This is a genomic window from Gordonia sp. PvP123, from assembly GCF_040547295.1.
GTDB classification, from domain to species: domain Bacteria; phylum Actinomycetota; class Actinomycetes; order Mycobacteriales; family Mycobacteriaceae; genus Gordonia; species Gordonia terrae.
In genome coordinates, this window is sequence record NZ_JBEPPN010000008.1 from 100,418 (window position 1) to 114,547 (window position 14,130).

Below are 14,130 nucleotides of genomic sequence, written 5' to 3' on the forward strand. Positions count from 1 at the left end.
CTTCTCGGGCCGGTCACCTGTCGTACGACCACACCGCAGCCCAGTCCACGAGCAACCGGCCGCGACTGTCCCCGTCACCCCTGGTCTCGGTCTGCAGCTGCCAACGCATCGGGGTCGTCGGTACCCACTGGGTGCTGTCCAGGACGACGGTGTCGTCGAGTAGATAGCGCACCCGCCCCGGCGTCCACTCGATCGTGTAGGTGTGCCAGTCGGTGAATCTCGCGCCGATGTCCCGGGACTGGATCTTGCATCCGTCGCACGCACCCTCGCCGGCGAAATGCTGGTAACCGCCAACCGTTCTCGACAACCATCCTTCGGGGAAGTCGAGTTCGCCGTCGCGCGGCCACTGCTCCGATTGCGGCCACAGGAGCCAGGCGACGTAGTACTCGTCGAGGTCGGGCTTGTCGACCCGCATGCGGACGGAGTACCGCCCGTAGGTCTGATACTGGCTGCCGGTGTCCAGCACGGGAGATGGATTGGCGCCCGCCGGGACGCCGTCGACATTGTGTAGGTCGAAGACGAGCCGACCGTCGCTCACGCTGAGCACCTCGTCCGCACGGTAGGGGCGACGGTCGAAGGTGTCCAGGTAGCAGCGCGGGTAGGTCAACCACCGCTGACCCTGCGCGCCGGTGTACGCCACGTCGTAGGGAGAGCATTCGTTGGCCCAGCTCCCCACTGGGGCATCGCGATCGAAGTCGTCGAAGAAGACCTGCTTCCAACCGGGCAGGTCCCCGCGGGGTACGCCACGCGCGGGAGAGTCCCCGCACGCGGCCAGTGGCGCGAGCAGAACCAACGCGAGCAGCTGTAGGACGGTACGCCGAACGATGCCGGCCGGGTTCCGTGTCACAGTCGATCCACCATGTAGAGCAGCGCCGAGGCGGCCGCGATCCCCGACGTCAGGAGGGCGGCGACGGTGACGGATCGCGAGGCCGGATCGGATGCGGTGCCTCCGTGAGCATCCACGCGGTGCTCGCGCCGGACGGTGGCGACGACGAGAAGCGCTGCGGCGGAGAGCAAGAGGACGATCGTGGCGATCACGGCGCCGTCCCCAGATCGAGGTGGCGGGCGCCCGCGCGCTTGAGGACGTGGACCTGACCGTCGTCGTAGGCCGAGACGAAGCCGTCACGGACCACCAGGAGATCAAGCTGCCGGGCGACCTCGGCCGGTGCGATGCCGTACCGATAATGGAGGAGTCTCTCGTCCTGTTCGGTGACGATCAGATAGTCGATGTCCTCACCCGCGGTGCACTCGGCCAGCTCCCGATCGTCGGCGATGCACGATGCACCGATGTCGTAGGCCCGCGGGAATCCGATGGTCGTGCCCTGGCCCCAGTAGGCGATGGACGATGCCGGTGCTTGCGCGACCAGCTCGTCGGCGACTCGCACGGTCTCCGGACGAGACTGTTCGAACGAGGTGTTGAGGCCGCGGTTGGAGACTCCGAGTAGCGCGATCAGGAAGGTGAGTGTGATCGTGCCCGCGGCGACGGCGGCGATCGGCGCGCGCGCGGAGGACTCGAGGCGCCGCGCCAGGCCGACCACGGCCAACGCGGCCAGTGCGGCAAGCGCCGGCGACGCATAGAGGAAACACCGTACGACGACCTCCCCGCCGTAGCTCTGCACCACGACCAACAGGAACGGGACGAGCGAGAACACCGTCAACGGGGCCCGGAATCGACTCCGGCGGAGGCGGAACCAACCGAGCACGGCCACCCCGAACAGCAACAGGGTGCCGCCGATCCGGAGGTACTGCATCCTGCTGTACACCGGATCTCCGGCGATCCGGTCCGAGAGACCGGAATTGACACTGGCCGTGACGTCCCCGATCTCGCCGAGGATCTGGTCGAGATGCCCGAGCCAGTATCCGCTCGCCCCGAAGGTGAACCACGCCGTGAACAGGAGGAGGCCGCCCAGCCACAGCAGTTTGTGGCGTGTCGACCCGACGATCGCGAGGCCGGCCAGGGAAGCGATCGTCACCATCGGCGTCAACTGGTGGGTGACCACCATGGCGGCGAGCAGGACGAGGAGCACCGCCTCGATGCTGTAGAGGAATCCCGGTCCGCGGCCCGCGGGCCGTCCCGGCACCCGTCGCCAGGTCCGCCACGATCCGACGGACGGCAACGGCGCCGTCTGCAACTGCCAGACCATGACAGCCATGATCGTCACGTACAACTGCATCGCGACCGCCTGCGGCGCGAAGTAATCCTGCTGATACCAGTTGAACAAGATGTAGATGGTGATGGTCGCCCACCCCACGCGCGCACTCCCGGAGAGGCTGTGGCCGAGTGCATACAGGGGAAACATCAGCAGCACACCGAATACCAATGATGCGCTGGTGAGAAAGACGAGACTGTCGTCGAGACCGCCCGCGGTCATCACCTGACCCGCACCCGCGAAGAACCCGCTCCAGCTGATCCGGCCGTCGACCGCCGGTGGCAGCGCGCCGAGCTCGGAGATCCAGTTGGTGAGGAACCGGTGAACGTAGGCGGTCGGGAACGGCGGTGCGCCACTTGCCCATGCGACAGTCATGCTCATGTACATCACGAGCAGCACATTGGCGGTCGCCAGACCGGCCCGGTGCAGCCGGCGCCGCCGGTACTCCCGGAACAGCGCGACGCAGAGCGTGGCGAGACCCGCGAGATAAGGGATTCCGAGAATCGGCACGAGCCCGTACACACCGGCCTGCTCGGGACGTAGTCGTGTGATGGCAACCGCAAGAAGGGTCGCAGAGGCGACGAGTAGAGCCCCGGTGGCCGGATCCCAGGCGCGAGCCGCGGTTCGCACTGCCGGTTCGATGCCCGCGAAGCATGCGCGAAGGTTCGATCTCGGGCATCGGGTCCGGATGAGAACGACGGTTGCGGCGGCGGACATGGCCAGGACGAGACCTTGTTGGAGAAGCGGATGCCAGAGATCCGCGACGAGTGACGCCAACGAGAGAATGATGGTCGTGCTCAGCGACAGCGCGATCGTGACGCTTTGGAGAAGCCCGTTGCGCGGCAACGCCAACAGTCCCGCGACCGGCAGACCCGGAAGGACCAGGGTGACGGCGACGACCACCACCGCGCGGAGACCCTCCGGGAACAGGTCGGACACCCCGAACGCGGTGAGGACCGTGATGGCGGCCGAGAGTGCGATGGCCGCCATGGAGGCCAGTGCAATCCCGGCCGCCGAGTCGGAGACCGGCGGGTTCGCGGAGGGTCTGTCCGGAATCGCCCGCGTCTCGACGTCGAGTCTGTGTGACACGCGTGCCTACCCGCTTGCTCGAACCGCGCCGGCCGTCGAACCGTAGAACGACCGCACTGCGGTGACCACCCGGTCGAGATCGGCCTCGGTCATGTAGGAGTGCAGCGGGAGCGTCAGCACGCGATCTGCAGCGGCCTCGGTGACGGTGAGGTCGCCACGGCGGCTGTCCCGGTAGTAGCTGAACTGATGCGCGCCCTGGAAGTGGATACCGGTGGCGACCCCGTGCGACTTGAGATGATCGATGAGGGCGGCGCGCTCGGAGCGGCCACCGGCCCGGATCACATAGATGTACGGCGCTATTCCGGTCCAATCCGTGTCGAACAACTCGACCTCGGGGAGATCCGCGAATGCCGAGTCGTACAACCGGCAGTAGCGTTGACGATTCGCGATGAACTCCTCGACGCGCCTCAGCTGCGACAGTCCGATGGCGGCCGGAACCGAACCGAGGTGGCACCGGTAGCCCTGCCGTACGACGTCGAAATCCCAGTTGCGCTGATTCCGATAGCGCGCATCGGTGTCCGAGTCGATACCGAGATGCCGGAGTTCACGAAGGACCGGAACGTCGGCGGGATTCGACGTGATGATGGCCCCGCCTTCGAGCGTGGTGATCATCTTGACCGGCCCGAAGCTGAAACATGTGATGTCACCGTGTGATCCGACGCGACGGCTCCCGCGGAAGCTGCCGAAGGCATGCGCCGCGTCCTCGATGACGCGAAGCCCGTGCTCGTCTGCGATGGCCATCAGTTCGTCCATCTCGCAGGGGAATCCGAGGTAGTCGACGATCATGATCGCCTTGGTCCGAGGCGTGATGAGTTCGCGAACGCGCCGGGGATCGATGTTCAGAAACCGCGGCTCGATGTCGCAGAAGACCACGTCGGCGCCGGTCCGCGTGATGGCCTGATGGCCCGCCACGTAGGTGAAAGCCGGACAGATCACCTCGTCGGATGGACCGAGTCCGATCAACTGTGCGGCCAGGTGGAGCGCCTCGGTGCACGAGTTCGTGGCCACGACCCGGTCCTCGGACAGTTCGAGAAAGTCCCCGACGGACTCCTCGAACTCCCGGCTCAGGGCTCCCATACCCAGCCATCCGGCCGCGAGGGCATCCACTGCGGCCTGCTGGACGTCCTCGCCGAGATAGGGACGGTACACCGGTACGGTCGTTCGTCCGGTCGTGGTGGTGGCGGTCATGACCAGCACCTCCAAGGCGCCTCGCCGCGTTCCCACAGATCGTTCAGGAAGACCTTGTCCCAGATGGTGTCCATGCCGCGCCAGAACCCGTGGTGCTGGTACGCCGACAACTGGCCTTCGGCGGAGAGGGTCTCGAGTGGTTCCTTCTCCAGCAGGGTGGCGTCGCCCGCGATGTAGTCGAGGATCTTCGGCGAGGAGACGAAGAAGCCGCCATTGATCCACCCGCTGCTACCCTGCGGTTTCTCCACGAACCTGGTCTGCGGTGACGAGACGTCCAGGGTGCCGAAGCGTCCGGGTGGCTGCACCGCCGTCACGGTCGCGATGTTGCCCGACATCTCGTGATGCGCGACCACCTTTCGGATGTCGATGTCGGCGACACCATCACCATAGGTGAACGAGAAGGTCTCGTTCCCGATGTGCTCGCGAGCGCGTAGGAGGCGCCCACCTGTCATGGTGTCGAGGCCGGTGTCGAGCAGGGTGACACGCCACGGCACACCCTTCGACGACAGATTCTCGATCGCCCCACTACCCAGATCCACGGTGACATCGCTGGCGTGCAAGAAGTAGTTGGCGAAGAACTCCTTGATCATGTAGCCCTTGTAACCCAGCAGCACAACGAAATCCGTCACACCGGCCGCCGCATAGATCTGCATGATGTGCCAGATGATCGGACGCCCGCCGATCTCGACCATGGGTTTGGGGCGGTCGACGGATTCTTCACTGATCCGAGTACCCCTGCCTCCGGCGAGGATCACAGCCTTCATCTCGAGATCACTCCTTCCACCGGAGATCGCCGTCGAGGGCGTCGCGCTCGAGCAGCTCGTGCAGGACTCGGAGCCGGACGAAGTCGTTCCCCCCGAATCGGTCGGCATCCAAACCCTCGTCGACGTAGGCGTCGTAGATCTCCGCGATTCCCGTGGCCAGGGTCCACTGCGGCGAGTAACCCGGGAGTGCCGATTCGATCTTGGTGAAGTCGACGACGTAATTGCGGATGTCGGCGCTCACCTCGTCGGCGAAGGCCACCTCGCAGTTCGGCACGATGTCGGCGACCATCTTCGCAACGTCGCGAATCTGATGGTTCTCGGTGGTCCGGCCGACGTTGAAGACCTCGTTGTGCACTGCGTCCGTGGGTGATCCGAGCACGGTGAGCATCGCGTGCGCGATATCGCGCACGTGGACCAGCGGGCGCCAGGCCTGTCCGTTGCTCATCAGCAGCACCCGCCCGGACGTCACCGCATGGCCGACGAGGTTGTTGACCACGACATCTGTCCGAAGGCGGCGAGAGATACCGTAGGCCGTGGCGTTCCGTAGGAACGTCGGCGAGAAGGTCTCGTCGGCGAGTGTCCGGATCTGTTGTTCAGCACGGACCTTGGACTCACCGTACGGGGTCACCGCGACCATGTCGGCGTCCTCGCGCAATGCCCCGTCGGAGCCGCTGCCGTACAGACTGCACGATGACGAGAAGACGAAGCGTGCGACGCCGGCGGCCTTCGCGGCACGGGCGAGTCCCACGCTGGCATCGAGGTTGATGTCGTAGGTGAGTTGCGGATTCAGTTCACTCACCGGGTCATTGGAGAGTGCGGCCAGGTGTACCACCGCGTCGAAACCCGCCAGGTGACGCGGCTCCACGTCCCGAATGTCCATGTGGATCGTCGGTACATCCATCGGCTCGGTACGGAAGTCGCGGTCACGATAGTAGTCGGTGTCGAGCCCGACCACGTCATGTCCCGTGTCGACCAGCATGGGGACCAGCTCGGCGCCGATGTAGCCGAGATGTCCGGTGACGAGTACCTTCATCGTCTTCCTGTCGGTTGGTTGTCGAGGTCCCGTGGAGCCTCGATGAATGCCGGGTCGATGCCGGCGTAGATACGTTCGACCTGCGTTGTCATGCGGGTCTCGCTGAAGTCGTCGGCGACTTCGAAGGCCCGCTGCGACAACCGTTCCCATCGAGACCGGTCCTCGACGACGTCGAGGAGGGGGCCGGCACGATCGGCCGCCTCGGTGTCGATCACCAGACCACAGGACCGTTGCGACACGATGCGCGTGATCTCGCCGCACGGGGTGGTCGCCACGGGTGTGCCGCTGGCCAGCGCCTCGAGAGCGGACAGAGGTAGCCCCTCCCACTGCGACGTGAGAAGGAAGACGCGAGACTGCGCGACCTGCGCGCGAGTTTGTGCGTGGGTGTCGCCGATGCTCAGGTCGACGATGCGCTCGAGGCCGAGTTCGCGCCGGCGGTGCAGGAATCGGTCCCGCAGGGGTCCGGAGCCCGGCGCTATCCACAGGCACCGAAGCGCGGTGTGCCGCCTCGAGAGTTCCTCGGCCAGTTCGAGAAAGAGCAACGGGTCTTTCTGCTCGTCGAACCGTGCCACGTTCACGAAATCATAGGACCGGTCCTCGTAGGCCGGCGGAGCGGTGCGTAATTTGTGTACACCGTTGTGCACCACCGAGACCCGGTGGGGTGACAGGTGAGGGTAATGGGCGAGAAGTGACTCCCGGATGGCCGCCGACACCGCGACGATCCGCGGGGTGCGGTAGGACGCCGTCGGATGGTCGGTCAATACGTTGTGAACGTGTTCGATTGTGCGCGAATGACGTCCGAGGAGTGTACTGACGAACCCCAGAAATCGCTGCTGGCAGTGGATCACATCGGCCGACCGTAGTCTTCGGAGTGCGCTGGGGGACATGAGAAGATGCCGCCGGATGCCTGACTCGGTGAGGCGGTGATCCCACTCCCCTGGCGCCAGGGAAATAACGTCGACTCGGTGGCCCTGGCGAGCGAAGTGGGTGGCGATCTGCAGAATGAAGTGACTCACTCCACCGGGACTCATTCGGTCGGTCAGCACGACGATGCGGCGTCCGCGGATGGCGGCGGCTTCGGCGGTCATGGTCGTCGGTCGCTCACGAAGCGGTGTGGTGTGACGCGGGATGGGCGCTCGCGGGACCGCGAACAGCCGCGCCGGAGGCGGACACACCCTCATCACGTCGAGCTCGCCACACCGTGCGGAGGACCCGGCGACCATCGGTGATGGCATTGAGGTTGGAATGTCCTGTGCGACGTGGCATTTCCAGGCTGGGAACCTCGGCGATGCGAAGACCTGCCTGCACCGCGCGCACCGTCATCTCGGCTTCGATCTCGAAACCAGTGGCCTGGAGATCGAGTAGGTCGAGGTATCGACGGTGGAAGGCGCAGAATCCGTAGCAGAGATCGGTCAAGTCGGTTCGGTAGAGGCTGTTGAAGAAGGCGAGCAGCCCGTAGTTGCCCAGGCGCCGGAACCGGGTGATGTCGAGCGATCCGCCCCCGCCCATGAATCTCGAACCCTTGACGAAGTCGTAACCGTTCTCGAGGAAGTGCAGGAAATGGGTGATCTCCTGCGGCGCCATGCTTCCGTCGGCGTCCATCATGACGATGACGTCGCCGCTCGCGGATGCGAAACCGGTTCGCAGCGCGCTTCCCTTGCCCGGGCCCTGCTGCTGAACGACCTTGATGTCGGGTCGGCAACTGCGAGCGGTGATAACCGTTGCGTCGGTTGAGTTTCCGTCGATGAGGATGATCTCGTCGATGCGTTCGGGTATCTGCTCGAGGACCCAGCCGATGTTCCGCGCCTCGTTCCGCACCGGGATGACGAGGCTCACCGTTTGCGTCGGCCGAGCGCGTTCTCGTTGTGCGCCCGGCTTCGGGTCGATGAGTCGGGGGTGCGTATCCGACTGTGCTGCAAGGGCTGCTGACCCATTGCTGTGATTGGCTGTTTCGATCATTGTGTTCCGATCCCGCGCACGGTTCAACCACAGTGCAAGGACGAGACTTCCCCCCGGAAGCATCGACTTAGCGAGTCGAGCGGTCGCGTGTTCTGAAGTAGAGATGGTCGCCCTCCCCGACGACCTGAAATCGACGCTAGCAGAGGTTTGCGGCGTTGGCGAGGCGAGGACGTACCGGTTGCGGCCGGCGCTCGGCGCCCGACATCTTCTCGTAAAGAACCGTGGCGCATGCAGATTCGCTCACCACCCGGATACCCGACGGTACGGAGAACAGGCCGCACCGACATCGAGAGAGCTGAGCGTTAATGCCCGCTATCCGGTGTAACGGGTGCTCGGTGCGAACCGATCCAGGACAGTCGACGAATCGGGTTCCGGAAATTCGCTGTTCGTCCGCTTGGCACCGTCGGTGGGAGGGACGTTCCAGTGAGTCGGCATTGTGCAATCGCGTCCGGTGCAGATTCCCGATTTCGGGGCACACTCCTCGCGGTCGGATCGCCCGTGAGAATCCGCGTGTGGTCGCTCCGCCGCTGCTGTACCGACGAAAAAAGCAGAGGTCACTATTTGGTATCGATGTGCAGATCGCGCGATCGGCTCTGCTGGTGTCAGTGCGCGGACCTACGTGGGTGCGATCTGCTGAGCCCGGACGGACTCAGGATGCCGTAGGCCAGGGCTCGAAGCTCGCTGTCGATGCCGGGTCGGGACCTGAGTTCGGGCGACGAGATCACCTCGCAGGCGAATCCGGCGAGCGACTTCTCCAGAGCCTTCGCATCGTCGATCGACAAACCAGGCGTCTGCGCGAGGATCGCCGTGGTCCACTCGGCGGTGTAGTCCGAGGCTGTCCGGCCGAGCGCGATCCGACTCTCCTCCGGCAGATACACGGCATCACGAAGAGCCACCGCGAGTATCCGCCCGTTCGAGCTGAGCGAGAACTCGACGAAGGTGCCGAGCAGCACATCGAGCGCGTCTGCTCGGGACGAACCGTCGAGCGCAGCGATGGAGGCCGACAAGAGACCCTCGAGGCCCCGGCGGAGCACGGTCCCCAGGATGACGGTCTTGCCGGCGTACTCCTGGTAGACGGTCGTCACCGACACACCGGCTCGAGCGGCGATCTCCTCGATGCGGACATCGCGGAACCCGCGGTCGAAGAACAATTGGGTGGCGGCGTCGAGGATGCGTTCACGTCGCGCGGCGGGACTGCGGCGTGAATGTGGCGCTTGTGTAACCGGAGGGCCGGGGGCCCGCGGTAGCTCGCAACCGAGAATCGAGTCGGTAACGGCGCGTTGCACTTTCATCAGCCGTTTGGCGGTGAGCGATCCGCGGATCTGGGCGGCGTTCGAGTACACGCTCAGGGCAGCCGTGGCGAGAAGTTTCGCGTCCATCGAGTCGACGTCGTGTCGGGCGGCACAGATCTTGCATGCCAACTTGTCCGTCAGCACGCCGAAGTACGCGTTCATGGTGTCGAGGTCCGCGTGAGAGAGGTGCAGCCGTTCGCGATTCCAGAGCGTGGAGGCGTCCCGATGCGCAGTCATCTCACTCAAGGCGTCGAAGAACAGTCCGAGTTGCTCGACCGGTGTGTCGCCATGATCCTGCGCATCCGACAGGAAGTCACGCACGGTGTGGACCTGTGTTGTCAGCGCCGTCGCGAGGATGTCCTGTTTGGACGGGAAATGCCGATACACGGCCGGTCCCGTCAAGCCGACTGCCCCACCGATCTGTTCCATACTCACGTTGCGGTAGCCGTGGTCCTGGAAAAGGGTCGTGGCTGCCGTGACGAACCGGTCCGGCCGAGTGGGGTTCGCCACCCCCGATTGCCCACGTTCCAGAGGCGGCGTCGTCGCCGTCAGCGGTTCAGCTGACTGAACTGATGCTTCGGAATCACGATTGTCGTGTAGGCGGGGGCTGCAGTTCTCCATATGAGTTAGTCGGAGCGGAGCCCGAAGTTGCACGCATGATCTCGATCACTCGCTGCCGATCACTCGCAGCGAGCCACGGCCGGTTACATGCGGCGGCGTGTCAGCCGGCCATCGTGACGCGAGAGATCTCCGCCTGGTAGCCGCTTCCGGAACTCGGCAGGCTCGTGAGCCAGACCATCACATAACGGGTGGTCGGCGGTTGCGCGATCGGGATCGTGGTCGACGCCTGGTCCACCTGTCCCGAGGCCACCGTCGTGGTCCTGGCGAAGGCCGGACGCGCCGACGGTGCGGTACGGATCTCGACGCCGATACCGGGCGTCGGGCTCTCGATGGTGACCGACCGGACCGTGCGCTCCGCGCCGAGGTCGAACATGAGTCCCAATCCCGGCTTGAGTCCGCCGAAATCCGGCCGGCCGCGGTAATTGTCTGTCTGCCACGGCGGTGCGGCACCGGTGATCACGTTGCGGACATTCGCCGAGTTGTCCGGCGTCTGCGCGGAGAAATCGACCACCGAGACCGATTGCAGCGCGATCGGTGTCGGAGCAGCCGGCGCCGCCGGGGTCGGCGGCGGGTTGGCGCCGGGCGAGGGTGCAGGCTCGGTGGTGGTGAGGATGGAGTCGATGTCGCTCGATCCGTCGCTGCCACCGAAGACGTTGGTGGCGCCCACGATCAGCGCTATGACGATGAACAGGGCCAGCAGTCCGGCGCCGATGAGCAGCGCCAGGTTGCGCCGCGGCGGCTTCTCGCCGCCGCTGCCGCCCAGACGCGGTGTCACCGTCACCGGCGGTGGAGCGTCTGCATCGGTAATGGCCGGCAGCATGTCGGTGTTGAGGTCGACGACGGTGGCCTGGTCGAGCACATGCTGGACGGTGGCGGCGGTTCGGATACCCCGGGTCCCGTCGAGAGCGCGCGCGGCGACAGCCGAGATCTCGAACGGGGTGTCGGGCTTGATCACTCGCGGCTCGACCGGTCGGCCGTCGTCACCGGGAGCGGCGACCGGGATCCCGCCCACGGGTTCGGCGGTGTCGGCGGTGGTGATCAGCCGGGACCCGTCGGAGGGGTCGAGCGCCCAGCGGTTGAGCAGCAGCGCGTACAGCACCGCCCCGAGTCCGCGGACGTCGGACGCCTTGTCGTCGCCGGCAAGGGTCCCCGGGAACGCCAGCACGGCATTGCCGTCGTGGCTGATCCGGATGCGGTCGGGATGATCGATCGACAACGCACCACCGGAGCGGTGGGCGATCTCGGCGGCCGCGGCGAGCGAACGCACCGCGCGGGCGGCGCCGATCGGTGACGGTTCCGATCGCGCCACATCGGCCAGCGATGATCCGGGCACCCACTCGGCGACGACGATGCCGCCGGAGGACCCGCGGACGACGTCGAGGACGCGTGCCACGCCGTCGGAGTTGATCTGGCCGAGACGCAGGGTGCGCGACAGGACTGCCTGCGGTCCCTGGTCGGACATCTTCGCGGCCTGGCCGCGTTCGGGGGGCGGCGCCAACTGCTCGGCGTCGACGAAGGTCAAAGCGACCTCGCGGTCGAGGTTGATGTCCTGGGCTCGCCAGAACTGGAGTCCGCGGGTGCCGCCGTGCTGCTCGAGCAGTCGGTACCGACCACCGGCGACCGCCGCGCCGGGGATGAGGCGCGGTCCGCGGCGGCGGGGGCTCGCTGCGGTGTCGGCGGTGCCGACCGTACCGGCATCGGCGGGAGTCGGAGTCGGTGGAGTGGGTGTGTCGCCGGCTCCGGGCTCGGTGGGCGGCCCGGTGGCAGCGGTGGTGTCGACCTCACTGTCACTCACGCGACGGACTCCTCTCCTGCGGTATCTGATGTCGCGCGGCACCGGCGCGCGTTCCGGGATGGGGCGCACATCCCGGGTCGCGCCGATCGCGCCACCGGAATGCACGGAGTACGACTGCCACGTCGCGGTACCTCTGTCGAAGCGGCGCAGCACCTGTACCTGACCAGAGTACGGGAGCGATTCGTCGCCGGTGACCCGCGGAAACTGAACTGTGATCGCCGGTGACTGTTCACGTTCGGGCTGTGCCGGCGGGGCGAGCGAGGGGATGAACCGGCCGAGGAGACGTCGAACCGCCAGCCCGATCGCGACCACGTCGGGCACGCGGGCCGCGGCCAGTCCGGCGTAGGTCACCGCGAGCACCACCGCGGCGGTGAGGCCGAGGTAGAGCACGGAACCGACCTTGCCCAGCCAGCCGATCATGTGGTCGAGACCGCTCAGCTTCGCCACGGCCCAGACGGTCCCGGAGACCCCGATCGAGACGGCGAAGGTCACGACGGACGTGCGTGCCACATCGGAGAGCCGGGCCCCGCGCAGCCGGCTGCGGAGCAGGAAGTGTCCGACGACGGCACCGACGAGATAACCCAGTCCGTTCGACAGAGCGAGCCAGCGCACGATGAGTTCGGGATCGTCGAAGAGCACCGGCCCGAGATACGACGACGCGACCTTGACCACGGTGATGCCCAGCGCGATGAACGTCGGGGTCCACGCGTCCTCGCGCGCATAGAACACGCGGAGCTGGACGAGGGTCATCGAATACGGGATGAGCGTGAACGCACCCCAGGACAGCACCGAACCCAGTTGCGACGCGGACGCGGCGTCGAACTTGCCGAAGTTGAACACGGCGATGGCGATGGCCGGTCCGAAGAACGTCATGAACGACACGACCGGGACGAGGGCGACCATCGTGAGCCTGGTCGCCAGCGAGAGATCGTCGACGACGGCCTTGGTGTCGTCCGCGGTGGCGTTGCGGGAAAGTCGCGGCATGATCGCGGTCAGGATGGTCACGCCCAACACGCCGTACGGAAGCTGCAGCAACTGCCAGTGCGTGAAGTAGATGCTCACGCCCGAGGCGTCGGCCGACGACGCGATCCGGTACGTGACGATCAGGCCCACCTGGAGCAGCGCGACATAGGCGACGATGGCGACCGCCATGTTCCCGAACTGGCGTAACCGGTCATCGATGCCCCACTGCAGGCGGAGGCGCACGCCCGACTTCCGCAGGAACGGCACCAGGATGAGGGCCTGCAGGACGACACCGGTCGTGCAACCGATACCCAGCACCAGGAGTTGCGGGTCGGACATCCGGACGGGGTTGAGGGTGATCTCGCCGGGCACCACCGCGTAGAGCACGAGCGTGGTGATCTGCACGACGTTGTTCAGGACGGGCGCCCAGGCTCCCGGTTTGAAGTGTCCGCGGAGATTCAGGATCGCGATGAACAGCGCGGACAGTCCGTAGAACAGGATCTCCGGGAGCAGCAGGTAGGCGAGCGCGGTGGCGAGCTCGCGATCGACCTGGCCGTCGCCCAGATTGAGATAGGTCAGCAGCGGTGCCGCGATCACCGCCACCACCGTCGCCGACCCGAGGACGACGACGGTGATGGTGAAGATCCGGTTGATGAACCCCTCTCCGCCGTCCTTGTCCTCGGCTTCGGCCCGGGCCAGCAGCGGGATCACGATCGCGGTCAGGACCGCACCGAGCACCACCTCGGCGATCATGTTCGGCAGCACATCGGCCGCCTGGAATGCCGACGCGATGGCGGGTCCGAGCATCGCCAGGATCAGCACGGTGCGCAGGAAGCCCGTGATGCGGCTGAACAGCGTCGCGATCGCGATGGATCCGCTGGTGCGCAGGATGCTCGAGTCGGAGTCGCGCGCCAGACCCGTCGACGACGCCTTCTCCTCCGACGCCGCGGCGGTGGACGCCGGGCCGCCCGACGGACGATCGGGGGCGGGCGCGGTCATGATCCGCGTGTTGCCCTCAGCGGGTGACGCGTCGGGTCGGGCCGACGGGGCCACCGGGGGTGCGGGCGGGCGGGGCGTCGGCGGACGACCGGCCGAGGGAGTGGGCCGGCCGGGTCGGGGAGTCGACGACCGCGGGTCGGCAGTCCGCGGAGTCGTCGACCTCGGGTCCGGGGAGCCGGGCGGGATCCGCGTGGGCGCGACCCGTCCACCGGCGACCCGGTTCGGCGGGATCCGTTGGGGTGCGGCGCGCTCGGGACGCTGGGGCGGCACCGGGCCG

Annotated in this window: 10 protein-coding genes; all 10 read right to left on the reverse strand. The window is 66.4% G+C overall.

Annotation, left to right across the window (positions count from 1 at the left end; translation table 11 throughout):
• Positions 1–13 precede the first annotated feature (13 nt).
• Complete coding sequence (locus ABIC25_RS17145; RefSeq protein ID WP_354562387.1) at positions 14–847, reverse strand: glycoside hydrolase family 16 protein; 834 nt, start codon at positions 845–847, stop codon at positions 14–16.
• On the reverse strand, positions 844–1,038 hold the full coding sequence (locus tag ABIC25_RS17150; protein WP_354562388.1) for a hypothetical protein: 195 nt from the start codon (positions 1,036–1,038) through the stop codon (positions 844–846). Before ABIC25_RS17150 ends, ABIC25_RS17145 begins: the two co-directional genes overlap by 4 nt.
• Positions 1,035–3,140 (reverse strand): hypothetical protein, encoded by a 2,106-nt coding sequence (locus ABIC25_RS17155; protein ID WP_354562389.1) that lies wholly within the window; start codon positions 3,138–3,140, stop codon positions 1,035–1,037. The genes ABIC25_RS17150 and ABIC25_RS17155 overlap by 4 nt, the downstream gene beginning before the upstream one ends.
• Positions 3,141–3,245: 105 nt before the next feature.
• Positions 3,246–4,427, reverse strand: coding sequence for a DegT/DnrJ/EryC1/StrS family aminotransferase (locus tag ABIC25_RS17160; RefSeq protein WP_354562390.1), 1,182 nt, complete (start codon positions 4,425–4,427; stop codon positions 3,246–3,248).
• Positions 4,424–5,191 (reverse strand): glucose-1-phosphate cytidylyltransferase, encoded by a 768-nt coding sequence (rfbF, locus tag ABIC25_RS17165; protein ID WP_239403615.1) that lies wholly within the window; start codon positions 5,189–5,191, stop codon positions 4,424–4,426. The genes ABIC25_RS17160 and rfbF overlap by 4 nt, the downstream gene beginning before the upstream one ends.
• 7 nt (positions 5,192–5,198) lie before the next feature.
• Positions 5,199–6,224 carry an NAD-dependent epimerase/dehydratase family protein gene (locus ABIC25_RS17170; protein WP_354562392.1) on the reverse strand — a complete coding sequence of 342 codons (1,026 nt, stop codon included), beginning with the start codon at positions 6,222–6,224 and terminating at the stop codon, positions 5,199–5,201.
• Positions 6,221–7,405, reverse strand: coding sequence for a glycosyltransferase family 4 protein (locus tag ABIC25_RS17175; protein WP_354562559.1), 1,185 nt, complete (start codon positions 7,403–7,405; stop codon positions 6,221–6,223). Before ABIC25_RS17175 ends, ABIC25_RS17170 begins: the two co-directional genes overlap by 4 nt.
• Complete coding sequence (locus tag ABIC25_RS17180; protein WP_354562393.1) at positions 7,326–8,183, reverse strand: glycosyltransferase family 2 protein; 858 nt, start codon at positions 8,181–8,183, stop codon at positions 7,326–7,328. Before ABIC25_RS17180 ends, ABIC25_RS17175 begins: the two co-directional genes overlap by 80 nt.
• 602 nt (positions 8,184–8,785) lie before the next feature.
• On the reverse strand, positions 8,786–9,985 hold the full coding sequence (locus ABIC25_RS17185) for a TetR/AcrR family transcriptional regulator (protein ID WP_354562394.1): 1,200 nt from the start codon (positions 9,983–9,985) through the stop codon (positions 8,786–8,788).
• Positions 9,986–10,196: 211 nt separating this feature from the next.
• A complete protein-coding gene (gene murJ, locus ABIC25_RS17190) occupies positions 10,197–13,853 on the reverse strand; it encodes a murein biosynthesis integral membrane protein MurJ (protein ID WP_354562561.1) in 3,657 nt (1,218 codons plus the stop codon).
• Positions 13,854–14,130: the final 277 nt, after the last annotated feature.